Origin of the sequence: Denitrificimonas caeni (assembly GCF_905120345.1) — a bacterium.
GTDB classification, from domain to species: domain Bacteria; phylum Pseudomonadota; class Gammaproteobacteria; order Pseudomonadales; family Pseudomonadaceae; genus Denitrificimonas; species Denitrificimonas caeni_A.
Genome location: NZ_CAJHOA010000002.1, coordinates 503,249 through 524,526 on the forward strand (window position 1 = coordinate 503,249; position 21,278 = coordinate 524,526).

Annotated in this window: 24 protein-coding genes; all 24 read right to left on the reverse strand. The window is 47.8% G+C overall.

The window, feature by feature from the left end; translation table 11 throughout:
* The 24 genes from rpsH to rplJ all read right to left on the reverse strand — a co-directional run bounded on the left by rpsH (position 1) and on the right by rplJ (position 21,223).
* Complete coding sequence (gene rpsH / locus JYJ62_RS05975) at positions 1 to 393, reverse strand: 30S ribosomal protein S8 (RefSeq protein ID WP_205341277.1); 393 nt, start codon at positions 391 to 393, stop codon at positions 1 to 3.
* Positions 394 to 569: 176 nt separating this feature from the next.
* Positions 570 to 875 carry a 30S ribosomal protein S14 gene (gene rpsN / locus JYJ62_RS05980; protein WP_022965445.1) on the reverse strand — a complete coding sequence of 102 codons (306 nt, stop codon included), beginning with the start codon at positions 873 to 875 and terminating at the stop codon, positions 570 to 572.
* 10 nt (positions 876 to 885) lie between these two features.
* Entirely contained in the window at positions 886 to 1,425 is a 540-nt protein-coding gene (gene rplE, locus JYJ62_RS05985; RefSeq protein WP_205341278.1) for a 50S ribosomal protein L5, read from the reverse strand.
* 19 nt (positions 1,426 to 1,444) lie between these two features.
* On the reverse strand, positions 1,445 to 1,759 hold the full coding sequence (rplX, locus tag JYJ62_RS05990) for a 50S ribosomal protein L24 (RefSeq protein ID WP_205341279.1): 315 nt from the start codon (positions 1,757 to 1,759) through the stop codon (positions 1,445 to 1,447).
* A 12-nt stretch (positions 1,760 to 1,771) separates the two neighbouring features.
* A complete protein-coding gene (gene rplN / locus JYJ62_RS05995) occupies positions 1,772 to 2,140 on the reverse strand; it encodes a 50S ribosomal protein L14 (protein WP_205341280.1) in 369 nt (122 codons plus the stop codon).
* A 23-nt stretch (positions 2,141 to 2,163) separates the two neighbouring features.
* Positions 2,164 to 2,430, reverse strand: a complete 267-nt coding sequence (gene rpsQ / locus JYJ62_RS06000; RefSeq protein ID WP_205341281.1) for a 30S ribosomal protein S17 — start codon at positions 2,428 to 2,430, stop codon at positions 2,164 to 2,166.
* A 2-nt stretch (positions 2,431 to 2,432) separates the two neighbouring features.
* Positions 2,433 to 2,627 (reverse strand): 50S ribosomal protein L29, encoded by a 195-nt coding sequence (gene rpmC, locus JYJ62_RS06005; protein WP_022965450.1) that lies wholly within the window; start codon positions 2,625 to 2,627, stop codon positions 2,433 to 2,435.
* On the reverse strand, positions 2,627 to 3,040 hold the full coding sequence (gene rplP, locus JYJ62_RS06010) for a 50S ribosomal protein L16 (protein ID WP_022965451.1): 414 nt from the start codon (positions 3,038 to 3,040) through the stop codon (positions 2,627 to 2,629). Before rplP ends, rpmC begins: the two co-directional genes overlap by 1 nt.
* A gap of 12 nt (positions 3,041 to 3,052) precedes the next feature.
* Positions 3,053 to 3,739, reverse strand: coding sequence for a 30S ribosomal protein S3 (gene rpsC / locus JYJ62_RS06015; RefSeq protein WP_205341282.1), 687 nt, complete (start codon positions 3,737 to 3,739; stop codon positions 3,053 to 3,055).
* 12 nt (positions 3,740 to 3,751) lie between these two features.
* A complete protein-coding gene (gene rplV, locus JYJ62_RS06020; protein WP_205341335.1) occupies positions 3,752 to 4,084 on the reverse strand; it encodes a 50S ribosomal protein L22 in 333 nt (110 codons plus the stop codon).
* 12 nt (positions 4,085 to 4,096) lie between these two features.
* Positions 4,097 to 4,372: a 30S ribosomal protein S19 gene (gene rpsS / locus JYJ62_RS06025; RefSeq protein WP_151185465.1), complete on the reverse strand. Its 276-nt coding sequence runs from the start codon at positions 4,370 to 4,372 to the stop codon at positions 4,097 to 4,099.
* Positions 4,373 to 4,388: 16 nt separating this feature from the next.
* Entirely contained in the window at positions 4,389 to 5,210 is an 822-nt protein-coding gene (gene rplB / locus JYJ62_RS06030) for a 50S ribosomal protein L2 (protein ID WP_205341283.1), read from the reverse strand.
* Positions 5,211 to 5,224: 14 nt separating this feature from the next.
* Positions 5,225 to 5,524, reverse strand: coding sequence for a 50S ribosomal protein L23 (rplW, locus tag JYJ62_RS06035; RefSeq protein WP_022965456.1), 300 nt, complete (start codon positions 5,522 to 5,524; stop codon positions 5,225 to 5,227).
* Positions 5,521 to 6,123: a 50S ribosomal protein L4 gene (rplD, locus tag JYJ62_RS06040; RefSeq protein WP_205341284.1), complete on the reverse strand. Its 603-nt coding sequence runs from the start codon at positions 6,121 to 6,123 to the stop codon at positions 5,521 to 5,523. The genes rplW and rplD overlap by 4 nt, the downstream gene beginning before the upstream one ends.
* Before the next feature lie 15 nt (positions 6,124 to 6,138).
* Complete coding sequence (gene rplC / locus JYJ62_RS06045; RefSeq protein WP_205341285.1) at positions 6,139 to 6,774, reverse strand: 50S ribosomal protein L3; 636 nt, start codon at positions 6,772 to 6,774, stop codon at positions 6,139 to 6,141.
* 83 nt (positions 6,775 to 6,857) lie between these two features.
* Positions 6,858 to 7,169 (reverse strand): 30S ribosomal protein S10, encoded by a 312-nt coding sequence (rpsJ, locus tag JYJ62_RS06050; protein ID WP_003186070.1) that lies wholly within the window; start codon positions 7,167 to 7,169, stop codon positions 6,858 to 6,860.
* A gap of 140 nt (positions 7,170 to 7,309) precedes the next feature.
* Positions 7,310 to 8,509 carry an elongation factor Tu gene (gene tuf / locus JYJ62_RS06055; RefSeq protein ID WP_205341286.1) on the reverse strand — a complete coding sequence of 400 codons (1,200 nt, stop codon included), beginning with the start codon at positions 8,507 to 8,509 and terminating at the stop codon, positions 7,310 to 7,312.
* Positions 8,510 to 8,540: 31 nt separating this feature from the next.
* Positions 8,541 to 10,643, reverse strand: a complete 2,103-nt coding sequence (gene fusA / locus JYJ62_RS06060) for an elongation factor G (protein WP_205341287.1) — start codon at positions 10,641 to 10,643, stop codon at positions 8,541 to 8,543.
* A gap of 18 nt (positions 10,644 to 10,661) precedes the next feature.
* Positions 10,662 to 11,132 carry a 30S ribosomal protein S7 gene (gene rpsG / locus JYJ62_RS06065; protein ID WP_205341288.1) on the reverse strand — a complete coding sequence of 157 codons (471 nt, stop codon included), beginning with the start codon at positions 11,130 to 11,132 and terminating at the stop codon, positions 10,662 to 10,664.
* Between the two features lie 92 nt (positions 11,133 to 11,224).
* On the reverse strand, positions 11,225 to 11,596 hold the full coding sequence (gene rpsL / locus JYJ62_RS06070; RefSeq protein WP_205341289.1) for a 30S ribosomal protein S12: 372 nt from the start codon (positions 11,594 to 11,596) through the stop codon (positions 11,225 to 11,227).
* A gap of 143 nt (positions 11,597 to 11,739) precedes the next feature.
* Entirely contained in the window at positions 11,740 to 15,936 is a 4,197-nt protein-coding gene (gene rpoC, locus JYJ62_RS06075; protein WP_205341290.1) for a DNA-directed RNA polymerase subunit beta', read from the reverse strand.
* A gap of 63 nt (positions 15,937 to 15,999) precedes the next feature.
* Positions 16,000 to 20,082 (reverse strand): DNA-directed RNA polymerase subunit beta, encoded by a 4,083-nt coding sequence (rpoB, locus tag JYJ62_RS06080; RefSeq protein ID WP_205341291.1) that lies wholly within the window; start codon positions 20,080 to 20,082, stop codon positions 16,000 to 16,002.
* Positions 20,083 to 20,282: 200 nt separating this feature from the next.
* On the reverse strand, positions 20,283 to 20,648 hold the full coding sequence (gene rplL, locus JYJ62_RS06085) for a 50S ribosomal protein L7/L12 (RefSeq protein WP_205341292.1): 366 nt from the start codon (positions 20,646 to 20,648) through the stop codon (positions 20,283 to 20,285).
* Positions 20,649 to 20,722: 74 nt separating this feature from the next.
* A complete protein-coding gene (gene rplJ, locus JYJ62_RS06090) occupies positions 20,723 to 21,223 on the reverse strand; it encodes a 50S ribosomal protein L10 (protein ID WP_205341293.1) in 501 nt (166 codons plus the stop codon).
* Positions 21,224 to 21,278 lie beyond the last annotated feature (55 nt).

Consider the following 21,278-nt stretch of genomic DNA (forward strand, 5'->3'; position numbering starts at 1 on the left):
TTAGAATACGCTACAAAGAACTTCACCACCGATTCCGGCAGCGCGCGCAGCACGATCAGTCATCACACCTTTATTGGTGGAAACAATCGCTACGCCTAAACCTGCACGAACCTTTGGCAGATCATTAGCCGCTTTGTACTGGCGCAGACCAGGACGACTAACACGTTTGATCTCTTCGATAACCGGACGGCCTTCGAAGTATTTTAAATCGATGGTCAACAGCGGCTTAACATCACTGCTGATCTGAAAATCTGTAATATAACCTTCGTTCTTAAGAACATTGGCAACGGCTTGCTTCAAAGTTGAAGAAGGCATAATTACAACAGACTTTTCAGCCATCTGGGCATTACGGATTCGAGTCAGCATATCTGACAACGGGTCCTGCATACTCATGGGCTTGTATCTCCTGATACATAAATTAAAAGGCCAATTGGCCACTATCGCAAAACAATTAGAAATAAAGACTCTGCGAGCCAGACATTCTAATTGATAAAGCACAAACGAATCAAGCCCCATAAGGGGCTTGATAAGTATTTTTTAGCTTATAAGCCAGTTATAAGCTAAATCTGTTACCAGCTGGACTTAACCAAGCCTGGTACATCGCCACGCATTGCAGCTTCACGCAACTTGTTACGGCCTAAACCGAACTTGCGATACACACCATGTGGACGACCTGTAATACGGCAGCGGTTACGCTGACGTGCAGGACAGGCGTCACGTGGTTGCTTTTGCAATGCAACCTGAGCTTCCCAGCGAGCTTCGTCGCTAGACTCTGGATTGGCAATGATAGCTTTAAGCGCGGCACGCTTTACAGCGTACTTTGCTACCGTTAGCGTACGTTTCAGCTCACGGTTGATCATGCTCTTCTTAGCCATGTGCTAACCCTCAGTTACGGAACGGGAATTTGAAAGCACGCAATAAAGCACGGCCTTCATCATCGTTACGAGCGCTGGTGGTCAAAGTAATGTCCAGTCCGCGCAACACATCGATTTTATCGTAATCAATTTCTGGGAAAATAATTTGCTCTTTAACGCCCATGCTGTAGTTGCCGCGTCCGTCAAAAGACTTAGCATTCAGCCCACGGAAGTCACGCACCCGTGGCAGGGAGATCGAAAGCAAACGATCCAAGAATTCATACATAATATCGTTACGTAAAGTAACTTTGACCCCAATCGGCCAATCTTCACGGATTTTAAAACCCGCGATAGATTTGCGTGCATAGGTTACCACAGGCTTTTGGCCAGTGATTTTTTCAAGGTCAGCTACCGCGTGCTCGATAATTTTCTTATCGGTTACAGCTTCGCCTAAACCCATGTTCAGTGTAATTTTCGTTACACGTGGGACTTCCATTACGTTCGCTAACTCAAGAGTTTCCTTGAGTTGTGGAACCAGTTCGTCCCTATATATACTTTTCAGTCGTGCCATGGTGATCTACCTAGCAGCCTCAAGCTTCAACCGGTTTTTGGGTTGACTTGAAGACACGAATTTTCTTGCCATCTTCAACTTTGAAACCAACGCGATCTGCTTTGTTGGTTTCGGCGTTAAAAATAGCCACGTTAGAAGCATTTAGCGGCGCTTCTGTTTCGACGATACCGCCCTGAACTCCGGACATCGGATTAGGCTTGGTATGACGCTTCATCATATTGATGCCGCTCACAACCACACGGTTATCGTCCAGAACTTTCTGAACTTTACCGCGCTTACCTTTATCCTTGCCGGCGATGACGATGATCTCGTCGTTACGACGAATCTTTTGCATGACGGCTACTCCTTAAAGTACTTCAGGTGCGAGTGAGACGATCTTCATAAACTTATCGTTACGAAGTTCGCGCGTCACTGGCCCGAAGATACGAGTTCCGATCGGCTCTTGCTTGTTGTTCAAAAGAACAGCAGCGTTACCGTCGAAGCGAATTACTGAACCATCTGCGCGACGTACACCAAAACGAGTACGTACAACAACAGCGGTCATTACTTGGCCTTTTTTAACTTTGCCGCGTGGAATTGCTTCCTTAACAGTGACTTTAATAATGTCACCGATACCGGCATAGCGACGGTGTGAACCGCCAAGGACCTTGATGCACATTACTCGACGAGCGCCGCTGTTATCAGCGACATCGAGCATAGATTGAGTCTGAATCATATAATTTCTCCGACCCTAGGCCCTTAGACCACTTCCACGCGCTCAACGACTTCAACCAACGCCCAAGACTTAGTCTTAGCTACTGGACGAGTTTCACTGATAGTGACCTTGTCGCCAGTACGGCATTGATTAGTTTCGTCATGCGCATGCAGTTTAGTCGAACGCTTAACATATTTACCGTAGATCGGGTGCTTAACACGGCGCTCGATTAATACGGTGATTGTCTTGTCCATTTTATCGCTAACAACAATACCTGTTAGCGTACGGACGTTATTCTGAGCTTCAGCCATGATTAATTACCTGCCTTCTGCTGCTTGAGCACAGTCTTTACGCGCGCAATATCACGCTTCACTTGCGACAGCAGGTGAGACTGCGTCAATTGGCCAGTTGCTTTTTGCATGCGCAAGTTAAACTGGTCACGAAGCAGATCAAGCAATTGCTCGTTCAGCTGCTCTACTGATTTTTCACGAAGTTCGGTAGCTTTCATCACATCACCGTCCGCTTAACAAAGGATGTAGCAATCGGCAGTTTAGCAGCGGCCAAGGCAAATGCCTCGCGCGCTAATTCTTCCGAAACACCCTCAATTTCGTACAGAACTTTACCTGGTTGAATCAGGCAAACCCAGTACTCAACAGAACCTTTACCTTTACCCATACGAACTTCGAGTGGTTTTTTGGTAATTGGCTTGTCTGGGAATACACGAATCCAGATTTTACCACCACGTTTAACGTGACGGGTCAATGCACGACGTGCTGACTCAATCTGACGTGCTGTGAGGCGGCCACGGGCAACAGCTTTTAAGCCGTATTCCCCGAAGCTCACTTTGCTACCGCGCTGAGCCAGACCACGGTTGTGGCCAGTCATCATTTTGCGGAACTTCGTACGCTTTGGTTGTAACATTCTGCGTACTCCTTAACGTGCAGCTTTTCTACGAGGCGCTGGTGCGGTTGGTTTTAGTTCTTCATGCTGGCCACCGATGACCTCGCCTTTGAAGATCCAAACCTTAACACCGATCACACCATAAGTAGTGTGAGCTTCGTAGGTGGCATAATCGATATCAGCGCGCAGTGTGTGCAATGGCACACGACCTTCACGATACCATTCGGAACGTGCGATTTCAGCACCGCCAAGACGACCGCCAACTTGGATTTTGATGCCCTTGGCACCAAGACGCATGGCATTCTGTACCGCACGCTTCATAGCGCGACGGAACATCACACGACGCTCCAACTGCTGAGCAACGCTCTGTGCTACTAACAAACCGTCGAGTTCCGGTTTACGGATCTCTTCGATATTGATGTGCACAGGCACACCCATTTTTTTGGTCAGGTCCTGACGTAATTTCTCAACATCCTCACCTTTCTTACCGATAACAATACCGGGACGAGCAGTGTGGATAGTGATACGTGCTGTTTGAGCCGGACGAGCAATCTCGATACGGCTAACGGACGCGTTTTTTAATTTGTCTAAAAGATACGCACGTACTTCTAAGTCGGCATTCAGATAATCCGCATAATTTTTGCGGTCTGCATACCAAACAGACGTGTGTTCCTTGACTATTCCCAGGCGTATGCCAATGGGATGTACTTTCTGACCCATCTGATAACTCCGTTACTTGTCGGCAACCTTGACAGTGATATGACAAGACCGCTTGACGATGCGATCAGCTCGGCCTTTGGCACGAGGCATGATACGCTTTAGCGAACGACCTTCGTTAACGAAAACTGTAGAGACTTTAAGATCATCTACATCAGCACCTTCGTTATGTTCAGCGTTAGCAATCGCAGACTCCAACACTTTCTTGATGATTTCAGCAGCTTTTTTGCTACTGAAAGTCAAAAGATTAAGCGCTTCACCCACTTTCTTCCCGCGAATTTGGTCAGCGACCAAGCGAGCTTTCTGGGCAGAAATGCGAGCGCCCAACAGCTTAGCGGCAACTTCCATCATTAATACCCCTTAACGCCTGGCTTTTTTGTCTGCCACGTGACCACGATAGGTACGAGTAGCAGAAAATTCGCCGAGTTTATGGCCGACCATATCTTCGCTCACTAGAACTGGGACATGCTGACGACCGTTATGTACTGCGATGGTTAAACCAACCATCTGCGGAAGAATCATTGAACGACGCGACCAAGTTTTCACTGGTTTACGATCATTCTTCTCCACCGCAACTTCGATCTTCTTTAGAAGGTGAAGATCGATAAAAGGACCTTTTTTAAGAGAACGTGACACTTGCGTATCCCTCTAATTATTTGCGGCGATGAACGATCATGTTATCGGTGCGCTTGTTCGAACGAGTTTTCGCACCTTTAGTTGGCTTGCCCCACGGTGTAACCGGGTGACGACCACTAGAAGTACGACCCTCACCACCACCATGCGGGTGGTCAACCGGGTTCATACAAGCACCACGAACGGTAGGACGAATGCCTGCCCAACGTGAAGCACCTGCTTTACCCAGTGAGCGTAGGAAATGCTCATGATTCGACACTTCGCCCAATGTTGCGCGGCACTCAGAGAGTACTTTACGCATTTCACCTGAACGGAGACGCAAAGTCACGTACACGCCTTCGCGAGCAACGAGTTGCGCTGAAGTACCAGCTGAACGTGCAATTTGTGCACCTTTACCTGGCTTAAGCTCAACACCGTGGATTGTAGAACCCACAGGAATATTACGCAAAGGTAAGCTGTTACCTGCTTTAATCGGCGCATGCGCACCCGACATCAGCTGCTCACCAGCACTTACACCTTTAGGTGCAAGAATATAACGACGCTCACCGTCTGCATACTTTAATAATGCAATATGCGCAGTACGGTTTGGATCATACTCAATACGCTCTACAGTTGCTGGAATGCCATCTTTGTTACGACGGAAATCCACCAAACGGTAATGCTGCTTATGACCACCACCGATGTGACGCGTGGTAATACGACCATTATTGTTACGACCACCAGTCTTCGATTTTTTCTCGAGCAGTGGTGCGTAAGGAGCGCCTTTATGAAGCTCCTTTGTGACTACGCGGACGACGAAACGACGGCCAGGCGAAGTCGGTTTGCATTTAACAATTGCCATGATGCACCCCTATCTTACTCAGCACTGCTGGTGAAATCGATATCCTGGCCCGGCTGAAGAGCGATATACGCTTTCTTCCAGTCGTTGCGACGACCTAAACCACGCGCAGTACGCTTTGTTTTACCCTTAGCTTTAAGAGTATTCACATTCGCCACTTTCACGTCGAATAAGCTTTCAACAGCCTTTTTGACTTCAAGCTTAGTTGCATCAATTGCAACCTTAAAAACAAACTGGCTCTTACCATCTGCCAGCATAGTAGCCTTTTCAGAGACGTGCGGGCCAAGTAGCACTTTAAATACGCGTTCCTGGTTCATCCCAGCATCTCCTCAAATTTCTTAACTGCAGACACAGTCATTAAGACTTTGTCATAAGCAATCAGACTTACTGGATCAGACGCTTGAACATCACGCACATCAACGTGCGGCAGGTTGCGAGCAGCAAGATACAAATTCTGCTCAACATTCTCTGAAACGATCAATACATCCTGCAGACCCAAAGTATCTAATTTACCCAGCAGGGCTTTTGTCTTAGGGGCATCAACAGAAAAATCTTCAACGACTACCAAACGATCTTGGCGAACCAGCTCAGACAAAATTGAACGCATCGCAGCACGATACATTTTTTTGTTCAATTTCTGTGAGTGATCCTGTGGACGTGCAGCAAATGTTGCCCCGCCCCCACGCCAAATTGGACTACGAATCGTACCAGCACGGGCACGACCAGTACCTTTTTGACGCCAAGGTTTTTTACCACCACCAGAAACTTCTGAACGAGTCTTTTGTTTCTTGCTGCCTTGACGACCACCAGCCATGTAAGCGACTACAGCTTGGTGAACTAGAGTTTCATTGAACTCGCCGCCAAAGGTGCGCTCACAGACATCAATTGCCGCGGCGCCATTTACATTAATTTGCATTTCGGCATTCCCCTCTTAACCGCGAGCCTTCGCCGCTGCACGCACAATGACATTACCGCCGGGTGCGCCTGGAATAGCGCCTTTAACCAACAGCAAATTGCGCTCAGCATCGACACGCACGACTTCTAAGGACTGTGTAGTCTGACGCTCAGCGCCCATATGACCAGACATTTTTTTACCTTTGAAGACGCGACCCGGAGTTTGACATTGACCAATCGAACCCGGAACACGGTGAGATACAGAGTTACCGTGAGTATTGTCTTGACCACGGAAGTTCCAGCGCTTAATGGTACCGGCAAAACCTTTACCTTTAGTCTGGCCCGTTACGTCGACAAGTTGTCCAGCAGTAAACAAGTCAACTGTAACTTCGTCTCCTGCCTTGTACTCGCCTTCTTCAAGACGGAACTCGAGAACTGTACGACCAGCAGCAACGCCAGCCTTAGCAAAATGGCCTGCTTGTGCTTTAGTCACGCGGGAAGCACGACGCTCGCCCACAGTCACTTGCACAGCGCGATAACCATCGCTTTCTTCGTTTTTGAACTGAGTGACGCGATTCGGTTCGACTTCAATAACAGTCACCGGAATCGAGACACCATCTTCGGTGAAAATACGGGTCATCCCGCATTTACGACCGACTACACCTATAGTCATGTCTAAAACCTCATGAGTGTACGGGGCTTTCACCCGCTATGGCCGCCCATTTCAGAGCGTTACACGACTAAAACCACCTGGTTTTAGCCGAGGCTGATCTGCACTTCCACGCCAGCCGCAAGATCAAGCTTCATTAACGCATCAACTGTTTTATCAGTTGGCTGAACAATGTCCAGCACGCGCTTATGAGTGCGAATTTCGTACTGATCGCGCGCGTCTTTGTTGACGTGCGGTGAAACCAGAACGGTAAAACGCTCTTTACGGGTCGGCAGTGGAATTGGACCACGCACCTGAGCACCAGTACGTTTCGCGGTTTCCACGATTTCCTGGGTTGATTGATCGATCAGGCGATGGTCAAAAGCCTTCAACCGGATACGGATTTGTTGATTTTGCATTCTGACCTCAGACTCTTAGTTACCTTCCCCATCAGACGAGCCTCGTCCGATAAAAGGAGGCGCAATTCTAATGGCGTCTAGATAATATGTCAACTATAAAGAAAAACCCCCGCAAGCGAGGGTTCTTCTATGGTCATCACTTAAGCGATGATTTTTGCAACAACACCGGCACCAACAGTACGACCACCTTCGCGAATTGCGAAACGTAGACCGTCTTCCATGGCGATTGGCGCAATCAGGGTAACGTCAAGTTTAACGTTATCGCCTGGCATTACCATCTCGATACCTTCTGGAAGTTCGCAACTGCCTGTTACGTCAGTGGTACGGAAGTAGAACTGTGGACGGTAGCCTTTGAAGAATGGAGTGTGACGTCCGCCTTCTTCTTTTGACAACACGTAAATTTCTGCTTCAAAGCGCGTGTGCGGCTTGATTGAACCAGGCTTGGCCAATACTTGACCACGCTCGATATCTTCACGCTTAGTACCACGCAACAGCACACCAACGTTCTCACCTGCACGACCTTCGTCGAGCAACTTACGGAACATTTCAACACCGGTACAGGTGGTTTTTACAGTGTCTTTCAGACCGATGATTTCAACTTCTTCACCAACTTTAACGATTCCACGCTCAACACGACCTGTTACTACAGTACCGCGACCTGAGATAGAGAATACGTCTTCAATTGGCAACAAGAATGGCAGGTCAATTGCACGTACTGGCTCTGGGATGTAAGAGTCTAATGTCTCTACCAGAGTTTTAACTGCAGTTGTTCCTAGACCGTTCTCATCACGACCTTCCAACGCCATCAGCGCTGAACCAGTAATGATAGGAGTATCGTCACCTGGGAAATCGTACATGCTGAGCAAGTCACGCACTTCCATTTCAACAAGCTCTAACAACTCTTCGTCGTCAACCATGTCTGCTTTGTTCAGGAACACTACGATGTACGGAACACCAACCTGACGTGACAGCAAGATGTGCTCACGCGTCTGTGGCATAGGGCCGTCAGCAGCTGAACAAACCAGAATAGCGCCATCCATCTGTGCAGCACCAGTGATCATATTTTTAACGTAGTCAGCGTGACCTGGGCAGTCAACGTGCGCATAGTGACGCATCGGTGAGTCATACTCAACGTGTGACGTGTTAATGGTAATACCACGTGCTTTTTCTTCAGGTGCGTTATCGATCTGGTCGTAACCTTTCGAAGTACCTGTACCGCCGAATACTTCAGCGCAAACACGAGTCAGTGCAGCTGTCAGTGTGGTTTTACCATGGTCAACGTGACCAATAGTACCAACGTTCAGGTGCGGTTTATTACGTTCAAATTTTTCCTTAGCCACGATATATTACCTCTTAACGAAATGGGCTGGATTAACCTTGTTTTTTAACAATTGCATCGGCAATATTCGCCGGCGCTTCTGAGTACTTAGAGAACTCCATAGAGTAACTCGCACGACCTTGAGACATTGAGCGAACGTCGGTAGCGTAACCAAACATCTCCCCCAATGGAACCTCTGCGCGAATCACTTTACCGGAAGGACTATCATCCATACCTTGGATTAAGCCACGACGACGGTTCAGGTCACCCATCACATCGCCCATGTAGTCTTCAGGTGTTACCACCTCAACCTTCATGACCGGCTCAAGTAGCACTGCGCCACCTTTTTGAGCAAGCTGCTTAGTTGCCATCGAAGCAGCGATCTTAAACGCCATTTCGTTAGAGTCAACATCATGGTAAGAACCATCAAAGACTGCAGCTTTCAGACCGATGAGCGGATAGCCGGCAACAATACCGTTTTTCATCTGCTCTTCGATACCTTTCATAATTGCTGGGATGTATTCTTTAGGAACAACACCACCAACAACCTCATTGGTAAACACTAAACCTTCCACGCCTTCATCGGCAGGAGCAAAGCGAATCCAACAATGACCGAACTGACCGCGACCACCTGACTGACGGACAAATTTGCCTTCAATTTCACAGGAGTTACGGATCGTTTCGCGGTAGGCCACTTGTGGCTTACCGATGTTCGCTTCAACGTTAAACTCACGACGCATCCGGTCAACCAAGATATCAAGGTGCAACTCACCCATACCTGAGATGATCGTCTGACCTGTTTCTTCGTCAGTTTTAACGCGGAACGATGGATCTTCTTGTGCCAAACGGCCCAAGGCAATACCCATTCTTTCTTGGTCAACCTTGGTTTTCGGCTCAACTGCTACCGAGATAACAGGCTCAGGGAAATCCATACGCTCAAGAATGATTGGCTTATCGATCGAGCACAAGGTATCCCCTGTGGTCACATCTTTCATGCCGATCAGCGCAGCAATATCGCCCGCGCGAACTTCTTTGATCTCTTGACGATCGTTTGCGTGCATTTGCACCATACGACCAACGCGCTCGCGCTTGCCTTTTACCGAGTTAATCACTGAGTCGCCGGATGCCAGGACGCCAGAGTAAACACGAATAAAGGTCAAAGTACCGACGAATGGGTCAGTGGCGATCTTGAACGATAAAGCAGCAAAAGGCGCTGAATCATCTGCTGGACGATCTTCAACTTGGTCTTCTTTGTCTGGATGCACACCTTTAATTGGTGGAATCTCAGTTGGCGCAGGCAAGTAGTCGATCACAGCATCGAGAACCAATGGCACACCCTTATTTTTAAAGGATGAACCACAAACAGCCGGGACGATTTCACCAGCGATCGTGCGCGCACGCAGACCTGCTTTGATTTCCTCGTTGGTTAATTCAACACCTTCGAGGTATTTGTCCATCAACTCTTCGCTTGATTCCGCAGCGGCTTCGATCATCAAAGCACGATACTCTTCAGCCTCGGCAAGCATATCAGCCGGAATATCTTCTTCACGATAGGTCAAACCCATATCAGCATCATCCCAATAACGGGCTTTCATGCTAATTAAGTCAACTTGACCAATGAAGTTTTCTTCCATACCAATCTGCAATTGCAATGCAACTGGAGTGTGACCTAAACGCTGTTTGATTTGAGCCAAAACGCGTTTAAAGTCTGCACCCTGACGGTCCAACTTGTTCACGTAAACAATACGTGGAACGCCGTACTTGTTCGCTTGACGCCATACAGTCTCAGACTGAGGCTCAACACCGGACGAACCACAGAACACAACGACCGCGCCATCGAGAACACGCAGTGAACGCTCTACTTCAATAGTGAAGTCAACGTGACCTGGTGTATCAATAACGTTTACACGGTACTTATCGTACTGCTTCTTAGAGCCTTCCCAGAAAGCGGTAACAGCAGCAGAAGTAATAGTAATTCCGCGCTCTTGTTCCTGTGCCATCCAGTCAGTGGTACTTGCGCCATCATGGGTCTCACCCATCTTATGGTTCACACCTGTATAGAACAGGATACGCTCAGTTGTCGTGGTTTTACCCGCGTCAACGTGCGCACAGATACCAATGTTACGGTAGCGATTAATAGGGGTAGTACGAGCCACAGTAAGTTCCTCGCTAAATTAAAAACGGTAGTGCGAGAAAGCCTTGTTGGCTTCTGCCATGCGGTGCACGTCTTCACGCTTCTTAACGGCTGAGCCTTTACCATCAGCAGCGTCCATCAGTTCGCCAGCTAAACGTAAAGCCATTGATTTCTCACCACGCTTACGCGCAGCGTCAACCAACCAGCGCATTGCTAAAGCATTACGGCGTGAAGGACGGACTTCAACAGGAACCTGGTAGGTAGCACCACCTACACGACGGGATTTAACTTCGACCAGCGGAGCGATGGCGTCGAGTGCTTTCTCGAAAGTTTCCAGTGGTTCCACGTTTTTACGGGTTTTTACTGTTTCCAGTGCACCGTAAACGATACGCTCGGCAACGGCTTTTTTACCGCTTTCCATAACGTGGTTCATAAATTTTGCAAGAATCTGACTACCATAAATTGGATCGTCTAGAATCTCACGTTTTGCGACTACGCGACGTCTTGGCATTGATAAGCCCTCAAACGGTCTTCAGGTTAGCTCGGGATCTGCTTAATAGCGCCCGACCTTACTCTTATCGACTCGAGAAAATAGAAAAAGAATTACTTAGGACGCTTAGCACCGTACTTAGAGCGACCTTGTTTACGGTCTTTAACACCTGAGGTGTCTAAAGCGCCGCGCACTGTGTGGTAACGAACACCTGGTAAGTCTTTTACGCGACCACCACGGATCAGAACAACACTGTGCTCTTGCAAGTTGTGACCTTCACCGCCGATGTACGAAGCGACTTCAAAGCCATTAGTTAAGCGAACACGACAAACTTTACGTAAGGCTGAGTTCGGTTTTTTAGGCGTAGTTGTATATACACGAGTACATACACCACGACGTTGCGGGCAGTTTTGTAACGCAGGCACGTCGCTTTTTCCGACCATGCGCTTGCGCGACTTACGCACCAGCTGGTTAATAGTTGCCATCTACAAGCTCCACTGTTGTCTTCCGACATAAACAAAATGACGGAATTGAAGAATCCCGCCAATTTTGGGGGTACAAGAGTCTAATTATACTCCTGCCCCCCGTCAAGGCTAATATTCATACAATTGCATGAACGGTTAGCATTTTACTCTTTTAAATTGAGTGCCTCACTCAGTGCAGCCTCTACATCACTGGCACTAACACCTTGTGGTGACTCAATCGCACGCTTGCGTTTACGCTCTGCGTGGTATGCCAATCCTGTACCTGCTGGAATTAAGCGACCAACAACTACGTTTTCTTTCAGACCACGCAAGTAGTCACGCTTACCAGTTACTGCGGCTTCAGTTAGAACCCGTGTAGTTTCCTGGAACGATGCAGCAGAGATGAATGACTCTGTTGACAGCGACGCTTTAGTAATACCTAGCAATACGCGCTCGAACTTAGCAGGAAAACGATCATTGGTAACCAATGTTTCGTTTTCTTCTAGTACGTGATTGTATTCAGCCTGATCACCTTTAATCAGCGTCGAATCACCCGACTCAGAAATCTCTACTTTACGTAACATTTGACGCAAAATAGTTTCAATGTGTTTATCGTTGATCTTCACACCTTGCAAGCGGTAAACATCTTGAATCTCTGTCACGATGTAACGTGCTAATGCACTCACACCTAACAGACGCAAGATATCGTGCGGATTGCTAGGACCGTCGGAAATAACTTCACCACGGTTGACTTGCTCACCCTCAAACACGTTGAGGTGACGCCATTTGTGAATCAACTCTTCGTACGGATCGCTGCCATCAGTTGGCGTAATCACTAAACGACGCTTACCTTTGGTTTCTTTACCGAACGAAATCGTTCCGCTGACTTCAGCCAAAATAGCCGCTTCTTTCGGACGACGGGCTTCAAACAAGTCAGCTACGCGTGGCAAACCACCAGTAATGTCTCGAGTTTTTGAAGTTTCTTGCGGAATACGCGCAACAACATCACCGATATTGATCCGCGCACCATCGTTTAAGTTCACTAATGCGTGCGGCGGCAAGAAGTATTGCGCAATAACGTCAGTACCCGGCAAGAACAAATCATCCCCATTATCATCAACCAACTTGATCGCAGGACGAATATCTTTACCAGCAGCTGGACGCTCTTGTGGATCCATTACTTCAATATTGCTTAAACCGGTCAACTCATCGGTTTGACGCTTGATAGTAATACCCGCTTCCATACCAACAAACTGGATAACACCCGTTGTTTCAGTAACAATTGGGTGAGTGTGCGGATCCCACTTAGCCACGATAGCACCAGCAGCAACCACATCACCTTCGTTCACTGAAAGAACAGCACCATAAGGAAGCTTATAACGCTCACGCTCACGGCCAAACTCATCAGCAATAGCCAACTCACCCGAACGCGATACTGCAACCAGATTACCGTTATCACGGACAACATGCTTCAAGTTAATCAAACGCACGGTACCGCCGTTTTTAACCTGAACACTGTCTGCAGCTGATGTACGACTTGCCGCACCACCAATGTGGAACGTACGCATCGTCAACTGTGTACCTGGCTCACCAATCGACTGAGCCGCGATAACGCCTACAGCCTCACCTTGGTTAACCTCATGACCACGTGCAAGGTCACGACCGTAGCACTTAGCACAGATACCATGACGGGTTTCACAAGTAATAGGTGAGCGTACGACTACCTCATCAATACTGTTGTTTTCAATAAACTCGACCCAGCTCTCATCAATCAATGTATCCATTGGGATAAGAACTTCATCGCTACCAGGCTTGAGAACATCCTGAGCAATCACACGGCCTAGAACGCGATCACCAAGCGGATCAACAACATCACCACCTTCAATGTGCGGCGTTAATACCAGACCGTCTTCAGTACCACAGTCAACCTGAGTCACCACCAAGTCTTGCGCAACATCGACTAGACGACGCGTCAAGTAACCGGAGTTAGCCGTTTTCAACGCCGTATCGGCCAGACCTTTACGCGCACCGTGGGTCGAAATAAAGTACTGCAGTACGTTTAGACCTTCACGGAAGTTTGCGGTAATCGGCGTTTCGATAATTGAGCCATCTGGCTTAGCCATCAGACCACGCATACCAGCCAACTGACGAATCTGCGCTGCCGAGCCTCGAGCACCGGAGTCAGCCATCATATACATCGAGTTAAACGACTCTTGACTAACGGTTTCGCCATCGCGGTTGACCACCGGCTCAGTCGAAAGGTTGGCCATCATCGCTTTAGACACTTCATCGTTGGCTTTTGACCAAAGGTCGATGACTTTGTTGTACTTTTCGCCCTGAGTAACCAGACCTGAAGCATATTGCTTTTCAATTTCTTTAACTTCTTCAACAGCGCGATCAATGATCGTAACTTTCTCATCTGGGATGACAAAGTCATTGACGCCAATTGAAACGCCTGAAATCGTTGAGTAAGCAAAACCTGTGTACATTAACTGGTCAGCAAAAATCACAGTCTCTTTCAAGCCAACGACGCGATAACATTGGTTGATCAGATTTGAAATTGCTTTTTTCTTCATCGGCTGATTGACGATAGAGAATGGCAGACCTGCTGGTACGATTTGGAATAACAACGCACGACCAATCGTGGTATCCACAATTTTTGTATTGTGAACTGAACCACCATCGCGATCGTTGACAGTTTCGCTAATACGAACCTTTACTTTGGCATGCAGTGCTGCATCACCGGAGCGGTAGACACGGTCCACTTCTTGCAGATCAGCAAAGATACGGCCTTCACCCTTAGCGTTAATCGCTTCACGGGTCATATAGTACAGACCAAGAACAACGTCTTGCGAAGGTACAATAATTGGCTCACCGTTAGCAGGCGACAGGATGTTGTTGGTTGACATCATTAAAGCACGTGACTCAAGCTGTGCCTCTAAGGTCAAGGGCACGTGTACCGCCATTTGGTCACCGTCGAAGTCAGCGTTATACGCCGCACAAACTAACGGGTGCAATTGAATGGCTTTACCTTCAATCAGTACCGGCTCAAATGCTTGAATACCTAAACGGTGCAGTGTTGGCGCACGGTTAAGTAGGACTGGGTGCTCGCGAATCACATCCGCTAAAACGTCCCAAACCTCTGGTAATTCACGCTCAACCATTTTCTTGGCAGCTTTAATGGTTGTCGCTAAACCACGTTGCTCAAGTTTTCCGAAAATAAACGGCTTAAATAATTCAAGCGCCATTTTTTTCGGTAAACCGCACTGGTGTAAACGTAGAGCTGGACCCACTACGATCACCGAACGACCGGAGTAGTCAACACGCTTACCGAGCAAGTTCTGACGGAAACGACCTTGTTTACCTTTGATCATATCGGCCAAAGATTTCAACGGACGCTTGTTACTGCCGGTGATAGCACGGCCACGACGACCGTTATCAAGCAGAGCATCGACTGACTCTTGCAGCATACGCTTTTCGTTGCGCACGATGATATCAGGTGCAGACAAGTCCAACAGACGCTTGAGACGGTTGTTACGGTTGATCACTCGACGATAAAGGTCATTGAGATCAGAGGTGGCAAAACGGCCGCCATCGAGCGGCACTAAAGGCCGTAAATCCGGTGGCAAGACTGGCAGAACGGTAAGAACCATCCACTCAGGCTTATTGCCTGAACCGAAGAAAGCCTCCATCAGCTTTAAACGCTTAGACAGTTTCTTGATTTTAGTTTCTGAGTTGGTTTGCGGAATTTCTTCACGCAAGTGATTGATCTCATGCTCAAGATCAATTTCCATCAGCAGCTCGCGAACGGCTTCAGCACCCATACGCGCATCAAAGTCATCACCAAACTCTTCTAAGGCTTCAAAATACTGCTCATCGTTGAGCAGTTGGCCTTTTTCTAGCGTGGTCATGCCGGGGTTAATCACCACATAGCTTTCAAAATACAACACGCGCTCAATGTCACGCAGAGTCATATCTAGCAGCAAGCCAATACGGCTTGGTAGTGACTTCAAGAACCAAATATGTGCACATGGCGATGCCAGCTCAATGTGCGCCATACGCTCGCGACGGACTTTAGACAGTGCAACTTCAACGCCGCACTTCTCACAGATCACACCGCGGTGCTTGAGACGCTTGTACTTACCGCACAAGCACTCATAGTCTTTTACCGGACCAAAAATCTTGGCACAGAACAGGCCGTCACGCTCAGGCTTAAATGTGCGATAGTTAATAGTCTCTGGTTTTTTAACTTCACCAAAGGACCATGAGCGAATCATTTCTGGAGAGGCGAGCGTAATCTTAATCGCGTCGAACTCTTCAACTTGGCTCTGGTTTTTTAATAAATTCAGTAAATCTTTCAAGGCCTTTCCTCCTGACGGAGCGGGGAGCGGGTATCTCTACGCCGCTCCTAATACGCACGCGTGTTAAACGGTTTCCAGTTCGATATCGATACCGAGCGAACGAATTTCTTTGATCAGTACGTTGAAAGACTCTGGCATGCCAGGCTCCATACGGTGATCTCCGTCTACAATGTTTTTATACATTTTAGTTCGGCCGTTCACGTCATCCGATTTCACGGTCAACATTTCTTGCAGAGTATATGCAGCACCGTATGCTTCCAGTGCCCACACCTCCATCTCACCAAAGCGCTGTCCACCGAACTGTGCTTTACCGCCCAGAGGCTGCTGCGTGACAAGACTGTACGAACCAGTGGAACGCGCATGCATTTTATCGTCGACCAAGTGGTTCAACTTCAGCATGTACATATAACCAACAGTCACAGGTCGATCGAAGGCATTACCGGTACGACCGTCATATAGCGTCATCTGTCCACTTTCTGGCAGATCAGCTAACTTCAGCATCGCTTTAATTTCAAGTTCGGAAGCACCATCAAACACCGGCGTGGCCATTGGTACACCAGCACGCAAGTTTTCAGATAAATCCATAATTTCTTGATCAGTCAGACCATCGAGATCGACACGGTCTTCATCAGCACCACCGATTTCGTTGTAGATCTGATGCAAGAAAGCACGTAACTCAGTGACTTTACGCTGCTCTTCCATCATGCGGTTAATCTTTTCACCCAAGCCTTTAGCCGCTAAGCCAAGGTGAGTTTCAAGAATCTGACCAACGTTCATCCGCGATGGAACACCCAGCGGGTTCAATACGATATCAACCGGCGTACCATCAGCATCATGCGGCATGTCTTCGACAGGCATAATCACCGATACAACACCTTTGTTACCGTGACGTCCGGCCATTTTATCGCCAGGCTGAATGCGACGTTTGATCGCTAGATACACTTTAACGATCTTCTGTACGCCAGGTGCTAAATCATCACCCTGCTGCAGCTTACGTTTTTTGTCTTCAAATTTCTCGTCCAGCAACTTACGACGATCTGACAAATAAGCTTGAGCTTTTTCAAGCTGCTCATTCAACGCATCATCAGCCATACGCAATTTGAACCACTGACCGTGCTCAATACCGTCAAGCATTTCATTGGTCAGCTCAGTGCCTTTCTTAAGACCAGCACCACCTTCAGCCTTGTTACCCACCAAGTGGGCACGCAAACGCTCAAAGGTTGCACCTTCAACAATGCGGAACTCTTCGTTAAGGTCTTTACGGATCTCATCGAGCTGCGATTTTTCAATCGACAAGGCACGCGCATCACGCTCAACACCGTCGCGAGTGAAGACCTGAACATCAATGATGGTACCTTTGGTGCCAGTTGGAACGCGCAATGACGTATCTTTAACATCAGAGGCTTTCTCACCGAAGATAGCACGCAACAGTTTTTCTTCTGGCGTCAGCTGTGTTTCGCCTTTTGGCGTCACTTTACCAACCAGAATATCGCCTGCTTCAACTTCAGCACCAACATAGACAATACCCGCTTCATCAAGCTTGTTCAGCGCAGCTTCACCAACGTTCGGAATATCCGACGTGATTTCTTCTGGGCCGAGCTTGGTGTCACGTGAGACGCAGGTGAGCTCTTGAATGTGGATAGTCGTGTAACGATCTTCTTCTACAACCCGCTCAGACAACAAGATGGAGTCTTCAAAGTTGTAACCATTCCACGGCATAAATGCCACGCGCATGTTCTGGCCTAAAGCAAGTTCACCCATATCAGTGGATGGACCGTCAGCCATAATATCGCCACGTGAAACTTTTTCACCTTTACGCACCAATGGACGCTGGTTGATACAGGTATTTTGGTTAGAACGTGTATATTTAGTCAGGTTGTAGATATCTACACCCGCCTCACCCGTTTCCACTTCGTCATCATTAACGCGGACAACGATACGACTGGCATCAACCGATTCAATCACACCACCACGACGAGCAACTTCACACACGCCTGAGTCGCGGGCAACGTTACGCTCCATACCGGTACCGACAAGAGGCTTGTCCGCACGCAGCGTTGGAACGGCCTGACGTTGCATGTTCGAACCCATCAAAGCACGGTTAGCATCATCGTGCTCAAGGAACGGAATCAATGAGGCAGCAACCGATACCACTTGCTTCGGCGACACATCCATTAAAGTCACGTCTTCAGGTGCTTTAACAGTGGTCTCATTCATATGACGAACAGTTACCAACTCCTCAATCAGGACGTTGTCTTCGTTCATCAAGGCTGAAGCCTGAGCAACAACGTGATCAGCTTCTTCAATCGCTGATAAGAAAACAATCTCATCAGTTACTTTGCCTTCGTTCACGATGCGGTATGGTGTCTCAAGGAAACCATAGCTATTGGTACGAGCATAGGTTGCCAACGAGTTGATCAAACCAATGTTTGGACCTTCTGGCGTTTCAACTGGGCAAACACGACCATAGTGAGTCGGGTGTACGTCACGGACTTCAAAGCCTGCGCGCTCACGGGTCAAACCACCTGGGCCGAGCGCAGAGACGCGACGCTTGTGGGTGATCTCTGACAGCGGGTTGTTTTGGTCCATAAACTGCGAGAGCTGGCTGGAACCGAAGAACTCTTTAACCGCGGCAGCCACTGGCTTCGCGTTAATCAGATCTTGCGGCATTAAGCCTTCGCTTTCAGCCATTGACAGACGTTCTTTAACTGCACGCTCAACACGGACTAAACCAACACGGAATTGGTTTTCAGCCATCTCACCAACGCAACGAACACGACGGTTACCGAGGTGGTCGATATCATCGACAATACCGTGACCGTTACGAATCGCAACGATGGTTTTGAGTACGTCAACAATATCTTCTTTGCTGAGTACGCCTTCGCCTAAAATTTCAGTACGACCGATACGACGGTTGAACTTCATCCGGCCAACAGCAGACAAGTCATAACGCTCTGATGCGAAGAACAGGTTCTTAAACAAGTTCTCAGCGGCATCCTTAGTTGGCGGCTCGCCTGGACGCATCATGCGGTAAATTTCAACCAATGCTTCAAGTTGATTAGTAGTGCTATCAACTTTCAAGGTGTCGGAAATAAACGGTCCGCAGTCAATGTCATTGGTATACAGCGCTTCAATTTGTACCACTTGCGCGTCAACGACTGTCTGCAACATTTCAGCAGTCAGTTCAGTATTACACTCAACTAAGATCTCACCGGTTGCAGGGTGCACGATTGGCTTAGCTGTAGTCACACCAACAATGTACTCAGTAGGCACTACCAGCTTGGTAATACCCGCTTTCTCCAACTGATTGATGTGTCGTGAAGTAATACGACGACCTTCTTCAACAATAACTTTATCGTTATCGTCTTTAATATCAAAGGTAGCCATCTCGCCACGTAAACGCTGCGGAACCAGTTCCAGACTGGCCTCATCAGCAGACACATGGAATACGTTAGTCGCATAGAAGGTCGCAAGAATTTCTTCTGTGGTATAACCCAATGCACGCAACAATACTGAAGCAGGCAATTTACGGCGACGGTCAATACGCACAAACACGCAGTCTTTTGGATCGAATTCAAAATCGAGCCATGAACCACGGTAAGGAATAATGCGAGCGGAGTACAACAGTTTACCTGAGCTATGTGTCTTGCCACGGTCATGGTCAAAGAACACACCCGGTGAGCGGTGTAACTGGGAAACGATTACACGCTCGGTACCGTTGATTACAAAGGTACCATTTTCAGTCATCAGTGGGATTTCGCCCATATAGACTTCTTGCTCTTTAATATCTTTAATCGCTTTACTTGATGATTCACGATCGAAAATAATTAAGCGCACTTTTACGCGCAGTGGGACGGCATACGTCACACCACGTAAAGAACATTCTTTAACATCAAAAGCGGGTTCGCCTAGGCGATACCCTACGTACTCAAGCGCTGCATTACCTGAATAACTAATAATCGGAAATACCGATTTAAAGGCTGCATGCAGGCCAATATCACGGAACTGCTCCTTGCTCACGCCAGTCTGCAGAAATTCACGGTAAGAATCTAATTGGATTGCCAGTAGATACGGCACATCCATCACATCCTGCAGCTTGCTAAAGTCCTTGCGGATACGTTTTTTCTCAGTATATGAGTAAGCCATCAGCGTTCCCCAGCTTGGTAACCTGCCTGTTGGATACTTCCGGCGGAAATACCCAGTAAATCGTGCAAACATTTATTCTTCAGTTAGCTCTTGAGTTCTGCCTGAGGCATCCACTCAATGAAGAGCTATAACAGAAAAAGGCCGGTGACATCAGCCACCAGCCATCAGCCCTTTGCACAGGCTGTTATGCAACATCTAGCTTATTTAAGCTCGACTGAAGCACCTGCTTCTTCCAGCGTTTTCTTAGCTGCTTCAGCTTCATCTTTTGATACGTCTTCTTTAACAACGCCTGGTGCGCCGTCAACAACTGCTTTAGCTTCTTTCAGACCTAGGCCTGTCAGTTCGCGAACTGCTTTAATCACGTTAACTTTCTTCTCGCCAGCTGCTAACAGCATAACGGTGAATTCAGTTTGTTCTTCAGCAACAACTGCAACTGCTGCAGCTGGGCCTGAAGCTGCAGCTGCAGTCACGCCAAATTTCTCTTCCATTGCAGTGATCAGTTCAACAATTTGCATTACTGACATTTCTGAAACGGCGTTAAGAATATCTTCGTTAGTAAGAGCCATGACTCTATGCTTCCTATATTGGTGATGACTTAATTAAGCCACCAAAATCAAAAATTTGTGTAAAGAGCGAAAGCTTAAGCGGCTTCTGCTTCTTTCTGATCGCGAACTGCTGCCAAAGTACGAGCCAGTTTGCTGGTCGCGCCTTGAATAACACTCATCAACTGAGATACCGCTTCGTCGAATGTTGGCAAGGTTGCCAATACGTCGATTTGGTTGGCTGCAATCAAGTTACCTTCAAAAGCGGCTGCTTTGATCTCAAACTTATCCTGACCTTTAGCGAATTCTTTGAAAATACGAGCAGCTGCGCCCGGATGTTCATTAGAAAATGCAATCAAGGTCGGGCCTGTGAACACGTCGCTGAGGACCTCATACTGAGTTCCTGCAACAGCGCGACGCAATAATGTATTACGTACAACACGTACATATACACCTGCTTCACGAGCCTCTTTACGGAGTCCGGTCATAGCGCTTACTTTTACGCCGCGGGCATCAACCACAACAGCGGAAAGGGCAGCTTGGGCAGCCTCGTTGACTTCAGCGACGATAGCTTTCTTGTCTTCGAGTCTAATTGCCACGGGTTTTACTCCTGCTTATTTCATTTCACTCAGTAAACTGAGCGCTTATTTGGTG